8 protein-coding genes, 1 tRNA gene and 3 pseudogenes are annotated in these 8,659 nt (G+C 70.9%); 2 read left to right on the top strand and 10 right to left on the bottom strand.

All coding sequences use genetic code 11. From position 1 onward, the window contains the following. Positions 1-166: transposase (locus tag E2B92_RS30800; RefSeq protein WP_160159807.1), on the top strand; the 166-nt coding region annotated here is incomplete at its 5' end. Positions 167-241: 75 nt separating this feature from the next. On the opposite strand, the pseudogene E2B92_RS30795 reads toward E2B92_RS30800, so the two are convergent. The 3 genes and pseudogenes from E2B92_RS30795 to E2B92_RS30785 form a co-directional block, all read right to left on the bottom strand. Continuing rightward, positions 242-615, bottom strand: a pseudogene (locus tag E2B92_RS30795) (transposase); the annotation flags it as partial. 29 nt (positions 616-644) lie between these two features. Further along, positions 645-927 (bottom strand): annotated as a pseudogene (locus E2B92_RS30790) (helix-hairpin-helix domain-containing protein); the annotation flags it as partial. Between the two features lie 376 nt (positions 928-1,303). After that, positions 1,304-1,717 (bottom strand): VOC family protein, encoded by a 414-nt coding sequence (locus E2B92_RS30785; RefSeq protein ID WP_126884846.1) that lies wholly within the window; start codon positions 1,715-1,717, stop codon positions 1,304-1,306. Between the two features lie 211 nt (positions 1,718-1,928). On the opposite strand from E2B92_RS30785, the gene E2B92_RS30780 reads away from it, so the two are divergent. Next, complete coding sequence (locus E2B92_RS30780; protein ID WP_126884845.1) at positions 1,929-2,666, top strand: hypothetical protein; 738 nt, start codon at positions 1,929-1,931, stop codon at positions 2,664-2,666. A 41-nt stretch (positions 2,667-2,707) separates the two neighbouring features. Here the strand turns inward: E2B92_RS30780 and E2B92_RS33910 are convergent, their stop codons facing one another. The 7 genes and pseudogenes from E2B92_RS33910 to E2B92_RS30745 form a co-directional block, all read right to left on the bottom strand. Continuing rightward, entirely contained in the window at positions 2,708-2,833 is a 126-nt protein-coding gene (locus E2B92_RS33910) for a hypothetical protein (protein ID WP_260604332.1), read from the bottom strand. A gap of 874 nt (positions 2,834-3,707) precedes the next feature. Further along, the gene (locus E2B92_RS30765) at positions 3,708-4,277 is read right to left on the bottom strand and encodes a DUF6434 domain-containing protein (protein WP_126884844.1); all 570 of its coding nucleotides are present in this window, start codon (positions 4,275-4,277) and stop codon (positions 3,708-3,710) included. Positions 4,278-5,168: 891 nt separating this feature from the next. Further along, positions 5,169-6,287, bottom strand: coding sequence for a CU044_5270 family protein (locus E2B92_RS30760; protein WP_126884843.1), 1,119 nt, complete (start codon positions 6,285-6,287; stop codon positions 5,169-5,171). Continuing rightward, complete coding sequence (locus tag E2B92_RS30755) at positions 6,284-6,913, bottom strand: RNA polymerase sigma factor (RefSeq protein WP_185923563.1); 630 nt, start codon at positions 6,911-6,913, stop codon at positions 6,284-6,286. Before E2B92_RS30755 ends, E2B92_RS30760 begins: the two co-directional genes overlap by 4 nt. A gap of 404 nt (positions 6,914-7,317) precedes the next feature. Beyond that, a pseudogene (locus E2B92_RS34195) lies at positions 7,318-7,453 on the bottom strand (IS481 family transposase); the annotation flags it as partial. Positions 7,454-7,854: 401 nt separating this feature from the next. Beyond that, positions 7,855-7,922: transfer RNA gene (locus E2B92_RS32785), tRNA-Met, on the bottom strand. A gap of 50 nt (positions 7,923-7,972) precedes the next feature. Next, on the bottom strand, positions 7,973-8,176 hold the full coding sequence (locus tag E2B92_RS30745; protein ID WP_009192932.1) for a cold-shock protein: 204 nt from the start codon (positions 8,174-8,176) through the stop codon (positions 7,973-7,975). Positions 8,177-8,659: the final 483 nt, after the last annotated feature.

Genomic DNA, 8,659 nt, shown 5'->3' with positions numbered 1-8,659 from the left:
GGAAGAGGACAACGCCGAACACCGGCGCGTGCGTGCCCGCGTCGAGCACACCTTTGCCCGGATGAAGAACTGGAAGATCCTCCGCGACTGCCGCCAAAAGGGCGACGGCCTCCATCACGCCGTCCAGGCCGTCGCCACCATGCACAACCTCGCCTTGGCCGGGTGAAACAGCACGTCAATCGACACTCAGCTTCGTCTGCACCAAGCCTTCTGCAACACCCTTTAGGTTCTGTCTCTTTGGTCAGCGCCGTGTCCGGATGAGGATGGCGGCGAGGTGGAGTGCGGCCTGGTAGGCGATGGCGAGTTTGTCGCATCTCGTGGCCAGGCCGCGCCCCTGTTTGAGGCGGTTGATGCACCGCTCGACGGTGTTGCGCTGCTTGTGGGCATCGGCATCGAAGCCGGGCGGACGGCCACCTTGGTGGCCCCGCCGCAGACGGTGCCGACTTGGTCCGACGGCTGCGGGATGACCGCGCGGATATGTCGGCGACGCAGGTGGCCGCGGATCGCGCGGGACGAGTACGCGCGGTCCGCCAGAACCATGGTGGGGCGAGTCCGAGGCCGACCGAGGCCGGTCCTGGGTACCCGGATGCGGGCCATGACCGTCTCGAAGGCAGTGACCCGGATCCGGTCGAGCAGGCATTCACCGCCGCGGCAGACGGCGACGCCTTGCGGCACCGGATGATCGACTCGACGACGTCGGTGCCGACGTTCCGCACGGCGGAGAGGCCGAAAGGGATCACGTCGTCGCCCTGGGCCGCGAAGTTCGACTCGGACTCGTTGACGTTGGGCGGGAGCACCTTGATGCCCATGCGGCGGCACTCGTTGAGGTGGACGGCCGACTTGTCCTTGTCGTCCTTGACCGAGGTGAGCAGCGCCGCCATGTACTCGGCGGGGTGGTTGGCCTTGAGGTAGGACCGTCCAGTACGAGGGGCTGAGGCCGGCGACAGAACCGCCGGTCTCGACGACGGCGGGGGGCGGCGGAGGTTGGCGACGGCGACGTTTCTGGACCTGCATGTCCATGGTGGGTTGGACCTCACGAGGTCTCAGGATCGGCGTAGGCGTTGCGGTGGGCACGGCATCGTGGGGCCGCCGTGCGGGACGTCGTGCCGGGTGGACCGAGACGGCCCTGTGTGGCGGACTGCTCGTGTCGGCGGCGGCCGCCGGGGGACACCGGGATCGGGGCCGTGGTTCCTCACCGTGAGTGCGGTCTGCGGGGTGCAGACCGCGGGTCACTCTTCCACGGCCTGGTGGGGGTGGGCAGGGTGTTTTCCGCGGCGTGGGCCGGCTTTGCTCGTGGGTCGGGTCAGGCGACGAAGACGCAGAACGGGTGGCCCGAGGGGTCTGCCAGTACGTACAGCGGTTCGTCCGGGTCGTCGTGCCGGTCGAGCAGGAGGCGGGCGCCCAGCGACTCGGCCCGCGCGCGCTGCCGGTGGAGCGCGTCCACGTCCGGGACCGTGCAGTCCAGGTGGAGCTGCATGGGGACGTCGTGCCGGGGCCAGGTGGTCGGAGGGAGCTCGTCGACCCGCTGGAACGCCAGCCTCGCCCCGCCCTCGGCGTCGCGCAGGACGAGCCAGTCCCTCTCGTCGTCGCCACCGTCCTGGGGCGGCTCGTCGCCGGGGCGGTAGAAGTAGCCGAGCAGTTGGCGGTAGAACTCGGCGAGTTGCCTGGGGTTCGTGGTGTCCAGCACGGTCTGCAGCAACTGCGGGTGTTCCGTCATGAGGCCTCCGTTTTTCCTTCGCCGGACGGGAAGACCGACGGCGCCGCGGGCGGCGCCTCCTCGGCTTCCCCCGCCGCTCGCCGTCAATCGCGCATGCGCCAAGTCCGGCGGGTCCGCACACGGTTATGGTCGTTCGCCGGGTATCAGGTGGTGCCCGGCAGACGGCCGAGTGCACCGACGACGGGGACCGACGAGGATCAGGGGGTTTGGCATGGACGCCAGTATCACTTCGGCGTTGATCGGCGCCATCGCCGTGGGCGGCACGGCTCTGGGCACGGTGCTCGGCGGATGGGTCCAGGCACGTGGCGGCCAGGCCCAGGCGAGGGCCGCGCAGCAGGCCGCGCAGATAGCGGCGGAGGCCACACACCACCAGGCCCTCTACGACCGTCGCTGGTCGCTCCTGGCGGCCTATCTGCGAGCCGCCAGCGAGTGCATGGAGGCCGCGGATCAGCTCTACACCACGGATTCCGTGCCGGAGACCCGGCGGCGCTGGCATGCCTTCACGCTCGCCCACGCGGAGGCCGAACTGGCTGCCCCGGCGCCGCTTCTCGTTCCCATTGACGACGTCCGCAAGGCCGTGGGACGCACATACTGGACGGCTCAGCGGTCCGCGCCCGCGCGGCGCGCCTGGAAGGAGCTGCACAGGCGGGCCAAGCAGGGCGAGGTGGCAGCGGTCCGGGCGCGGGAGGCGGTGGAGGCCCTCTGGGAGGTGGACCAGGACGCCCCTCACGCGCAGCGGGCGGCGTCATCGGCGTACGCGGAAGCGGAGCAGGCTCTCGGCGGCCTGCCCGGGTTCGACGACGACCACACGGCTCTCCTGCTGAACATGACGCGGCACCGATGGGAGGCCGCCGGCCGCGAGAGGGAGACGCGCAAGGAGAACCACTTGGCGGCCCGCCGGAAACTGGTGGCGGCGGCGCGGAACGTCTTCGGCACGGACCGCTTCTGACCAACGCGTACGCACCGGACGCCGCCGATTCCGAAGACGGCTTACAGGTTGCAGCCGGCCTGGACGTGGGCGCGGTGGATGGGGTGCGGGGTGGGAACGTTGCCCTGGCCGGCCGCCGCCATCGCGGCGTCCTGGGCTTTGTCATCCAACAGTGTGCCGCTCGTCATCGTTCCGGGGTACCGAAGTTGCTCCGCGTGCCCGGGCAGCGTGGCGAGCGCGACAGGGCGAGTGGTCAGAGCGTGATGCGCTCGACGCCTGGAGCGCATCATTGACGCCGTCGGCTGAAGACAACAAGCAATGCCACGAAGAAGGCGGCAATGATCAGACCGATTCCCCAAAGGGGAAGCTCCGAGGAGGACGGGGCATGAGTGCGGCGTTGTTCGTTTCTTTCCTCGCGTAGAGATGGTCAGCGATGCCCCGCCAACTCAGCCATGCCCCGCCAACTATGAGAGGCAGCCCGAGTGTGTGTTCAGTTCTGAGAGGCAGAAGTGGTGGCTTCCGCGGCGTCGGCCGCCACCGCGGAACAGCCGGTGAGGCCCGCACCCACGGATATCCCCAGGCTGGCTGAGCTACCGGCGGCGGCCCCCGCCAAGCACACGCTCTCGATGCCGATGCCGACCAGCATTCCCCGTTCGTCTGTCCCTGCTCGACCGCGAGGTGGAATGTGCCGGTCAGCCCGCCCCCGGGACCGTCCGAGGCCGTGGTCGGCCGCCTCGACGAGGACGCCGCCGGGCGGTTCCTTCTGGAGGTCCCCTTTTCGCCGCTCCGGCCGCGTGCCGGTGGGCCCGGCAGACGGTGGAGACGACGTTGACCTCCCAGTGCTCAGGCCTTTCGCATCGGCTTCGGCCTGGAGGCCAGTGAGGATCCGGGCCCAGGTCCCGTCCCGCTGCCGGCGGAACAGGTCGTAGACCCACCGTATGCCGTCCACCAGATGCCGCCGCGTCCACTGAGCGAGTGCCCACAAGTCGGCCTCTCGGAAGGATTCGCGCGGTTGGGCTGGGTCCCAGCCACTGGGGGCGTCCGGGCATGGCTGTGGGCCGGTCACCGCGCGGTGGGGTCACGAGGCTGGTCACGGTGAGCGCGCCAGGCGGTGAGTGCTTCGGTACGGCTGCCGGCCGGGTGCTCGGCATGCCAGTCGCGCAGGAAGCGGTTGAGCTCGAACTGCGAGCCGATCTCCCGGGGCTGGGTAGCGGCTTGGCGTGTGGCGTGCCAGTGGGCGATGGCGTGGGCCAGGGTGCTCCCTGCGCCTTCGGTAATGAATGTCCGCATGTAGGCGTCGAAGTGGAAGCTCGGACCGATCTCCCGGCGGAAGAACTCGCGCAACACCTGACTGCACCGCTGGCCCTCCGGAATCACGGTGGACCCGTTCACCGGCGCGGCGAGCTGGCGGCCGGCGCTGCGCCTCCGGAGCGGGGCGGGCGGCGGGGCGACGCCGTCCAGTGCGGCCCGTAGCCGCCGCGTCAGCGCCGCCTTGCCGCCGCTCCGCGGTATCCCGAGCTCCCGGGCGAGCCCAGTCAGCTCGGCCAGCGTCCAGTACCAGCGGGCCAACTCGTCCCCGCTCAACGCCGCACTCAGCTCCGGTCGCGCCTCAGCGCCCGTATTCGAACTCATGTCCCCATGATAGGAGGGGTGGTACGCCCGGCGTTCGACGAGATGAACAGGCGGCCAGCCGCTACGTGATGGCGGCAGCTCGCATGGGACCGAGCGAGAGTCCGCAAGCTGCGCTGTGACAGGACGGAAGGCTTCGCTGAGCACCGCCGGACGCCGAGGAGATCTGCCCGGCTGATCACCGCGGCCGTCCAAGATGGTGGCAGCCGCCCGCCCCTCGTCCTTCTGCGGGTGGAGGTGGAGACCGACCCCATGCAGGTCGGTCCGGCCACCCCCGCCACGCGGAGGCAGGGACCAGACCCGGCTCGCCGTCCGGAGCGTCCTCGGCGGCGTGCCGGCGCATGAGGTCCCGCGTCGCGGAACTCGGGCGCAGCCGGTCCCGTACGTCGGGGTGAACCAGCACAGGAGCTGAACGAAGGCGGAGCGCGTCGCGTTCGCCGACAACCTGGACGGTCGCCCACCACTTGGTCGCCATGAGCGCGCGCTCCGACCGGCGTTTGAGCGTCGACCTGGCAGATACCTGGCAGAGAAGCAGAGGCTTCTCGAGCTCGCCCGGCAGTGCACCGACAGTACGGTGGCCGGCCACTGGCGTACGGAGCTCTCTGTGGCCAGAGCCGGTGCGTGGGCGGGAAAGCGCCGGTCTGGCAATCTCCACCGTGCCCCGGGCCCGGGCGGCACGGCCGCGCACCGGGAGGACCTCTCGACGGGTAGCGAGAGCGAGGAGCGAGGCCGTTTCTTCGTGCGTAGGCGGGCCGAGGCGGGCGGTGAGCACGGATGCCTCGGCGGCGCGCGTACACACAGCCGGGTCGGGCAACGCCGGTGCCGCGTAAGTGGCGCGGGCGGCTCAGGTGCCCCCCGGTCAGCCCGTCCCGCCCCCGGTGCCCGCCGAGGCGGTCAGCCCGCCGCGGCCGGTACCTCCTTCATCCGGTCGACGACCGCCCGCGTGAGGACGGCGCTGGTCGACACGACCGTGCCGGGCTTGATCAACCCCTGTTCGCCCGACTCGCCCCGCACCTGCACCGTGCGCTCGCCGAGGAACGCCAGGGTCCGGCGATCGAAGATCCATTCCTCGCGCACGCCGGACGGCTCGTCGAGCCGGGCGACCGCGACCCCGTGGCGGCCGGCGGCGTCGACCGCGTCGTCCACCGTCACCACACCCGGGATCTTCGCCGCCGCCTTGTAGAGGGCGGCTGTGAGCGCCGCCGGCGGGTGGCTGCCGCGCAGCAGGTCACCGATGGTGGTGAAGGCCTGCTGGTCGGGGTTGTTGCCCCGCCCCCTGGTCTCCCGGTGGATGCGCTGCAGCAGTGCGTCCGGATCGGTCGGCAGGGAGGCGAGGTAGTTGTGGCTGGGGGCGTTCAGGTTCGCCGTCGGGGTCCGGCCCGTCTCGTCGAGGCCCTCCAGCGTGATGCCCTCCGGGCCGGTGTTGCCGGGCTCGATCAGCCAGCCCCTGGTGCCGTCCGGGGAGTTCCACTGGTGGCGCATGTGCGGTTCTTCGCTGACCAGCGATGCTTTGCCGCCTACCGTCTTCACGTAGGTGGCGGCTGTCCTGGTTCCGATGTAGATGAACTGGTCCGGGCGCACCCCCGTCCCCGAGGCGGAGGAAGAGGAGGCGGCCAGCGAGATGCGGTCCAGGAGCTGCGGCGTCCCCTTGGCGTCGGCGGAGCCGATCCGGGTGGTCAGCACCGGGCCCGTCGCGACCGTGGAGCCCCGGCCGTCCGGCGCGCCCCGTTCGCCGTAGGAGAGGAAACCGACGGCCAGCGCCCCGGCCAGGGCGAAGCCCGCGGCGGGCACCAGGATCGCACGGCGCAGGAACGGGTTCCGATACCCGGCGGTGCGGGCCGGGACGGCGGTGGTCGTGGCGTCGGTGGTACGCAGGTCTTCGTTGATCCGGGCCATAAGGCGCTCCTTGTGGAACTGGTGGCGGCCCGCGGGCAGATCCCGTTCGGCGAAGGGCAGGAGGAGCGAGTTCTCCTCCCGGCCTGCCGGGTGAGGGCGGGAAACGTCGGCGTTCATCGGATTCCTTCCTGTGCGGACCGGACCGTGTTTACGCGGTCGCCATATGTCTGTCGGGTCCGGGCCGCGAGTTCCCGCCCGTGCTCCCTGAGTTCCGCCTCGGTGAGTTTTCGTAGCTTCGTACGGGCCCGGGACAGGCGGGAACGCACGGTTCCCACCGGGATCCTGAGCACTCGCGCGGCCTCGGCGTACTCCAGGCCCTCGCACAGGCACAGCAGCAGCACCTCGCGTTCCGGTCCGCGCAGCGCACTCAACTGCGCCAGCGTGGCCGCGATCTGACGCCGGTCGTCCAGCCGGCCGGCCACCTCGTCGGCGTGGTCGGGCACCGATGCGGCACCCGCAGCCGCCGTGGCGGCAGCGGCGGCGGCCCGGTACCGCCGGTTGCTCCGGCAGTGGTTGCGGGCCAGGTTGGTGGCGATGCCCAGGAGCCAAGGCCGCAGGGAGCCGCCCTCGGGGTCGACCGTGCCGCGCAGCCGCCACGCCTCCATGAAGGCGGCCGACATGACGTCCTCCGCGACGGCCCAGTCCCCGGTCATCCGGAAGGCATGGTTGTAGAGGGTGCGCGAGTAGCTGTCGAACAGCTCCGCATAGGCGTCCGGATCCCCGGAGCGCACCCTGGTTCGCATCTCTGTTGTCACTCCTGTCGGCTGTCCGGCACCTCCACCGCAGTTCCCGTGACCCGCGTCACACCTCCAGTGCATCTACGGCGCTTCAGTCGCGACCAAGGAGAACATGCCGGTTGACCTGGCGGAATGGACGACCGAGGACTGGCAGGGCTGCCTGGGTAAGCAGAGGGGACCAAGCAGGCGAATACCCTGCGACGGCATGTCGCGACGGTTCGCCCAGCCACTGCTCGGCGGTGATGACCGGTGCGGCCGTGGCGCCGATGAGGCGGTCGAGGTGCATGCCGAGGGTGGGTGCCCAGGTGCCGTGCCACTGGTTGCAGCGGCCGTATCCCCGGTCCGGGCTGGGCGGCGGGTTGCGGCTGTCACGCTTCTGATGAGGGGCGGGCGGGCGGCCGGCTCGCCGGGGGCCGGTCGAGCCCGGCCAGGCGGTGAAGGCCGTGACGGACCAGGACGCGGTGCACGGTCGAGGCGGGCATGCCGTGGAACGCAGACGCGGGCCTCCATGGCGGCCGGAATGCGGTGCGGGGTGGCAGGCGGCCGGCGCGGCGTACGTCCGCGCACGCTCGATGCCCCGCCCCTGGGGGAGGCCAGCGGTCCCCGCGGGGCCCGTGCCCCATCGCAGCGGTAATTCACGACGTTTTCGTCAACGTAACGGGCGCGTGCCGCCCCGTGGCGCTCGAAGCGTGTGGCGAAGGATCGGACCTGGCCGGTCAAGGCCTCGAGTTCAGGGCAGTTGGCCAGGATGCCTGCGAGCAGGAGCTGGGAGCTGTTCGGTCTTGGTCAGCGTCCAGGGCCGGCTGAGGATCCATCTCCTCGCCTCGCGGGGTGGCGGCGGTTGCGGGGTCGGGGCTGCTGGTCGACGTGCGGAGTCCGCCCCCTCTCCCCCGGCGCCTCGATATGCGCGTCAGGGGCCCGGCTGGTGCCGGGCCCCTGACGTTCGTAGCAAGGCAGGGATGCGAACCTGCGACCTCTGGGTCATGAGCCCAGCGAGCCACCGAGCCGCTCCACCCCGCGTCGGTGCAACCGCCCTGCACGGGGGCTGAGCAGGCAGCGGGGATGTCAGCCGCGGACGATGTTCTCCGCCTGGGGGCCCTTCTGGCCCTGGGTGACGTCGAACGTGACCGGCTCGCCCTCGACCAGCTCACGGTATCCGTTGCCGGAGATGTTGGAGTAGTGGGCGAAGACGTCCGGTCCGCCGCCGTCCTGGGCGATGAAACCGAAGCCCTTCTCGGAGTTGAACCACTTCACGGTGCCGCTGGCCATACTGCGTCCTTCTGATCTCGCCGGCGAAGCCGGCCGGGTGGAAAGCGGGAATCCTCCGCTGCGGGAGGCCCCGGCATCCGTTCTACCCCGACCACGGCTCCCTCATACGATCATCCACCCGCGAGTCGCACGCGCGATCACCGCGTCCGCTTCCCCAGCACGAATGAGCCTGGTCCCGTTCCCCGGGGAGCGGCTGATCAGCCCTGGCCCAGCGGGCCGGGGCCGAGTTGGTTCAACCCACCCTGCATGCACCAGGGAGGCGAGCGGAGCGAGGTACGGACAAGCCGTTGACGAGAAAGGTGCAGCCCTGCCCACAGAGGCGATCAGGACGCTCGCGGCGGCTGGGCCGGGCCGGCGTCGGCGCGAATGGGCGATCCGCCCAACCGGCGACGGCGCCGGCTTCTGCGGCGCTCGACAGGTCAGTGCGAAGCGGGCTTCCCGGCAGGGGACGTATGCCTCGATCTGGGCGGAGTTGTGGATGAG

Origin of the sequence: Streptomyces sp. WAC05374 (assembly GCF_004353505.1) — a bacterium.
GTDB lineage: Bacteria > Actinomycetota > Actinomycetes > Streptomycetales > Streptomycetaceae > Streptomyces.
Note: the sequence above shows the minus strand (reverse complement) of the source record. Positions and strands in the feature narration are given on the sequence as shown.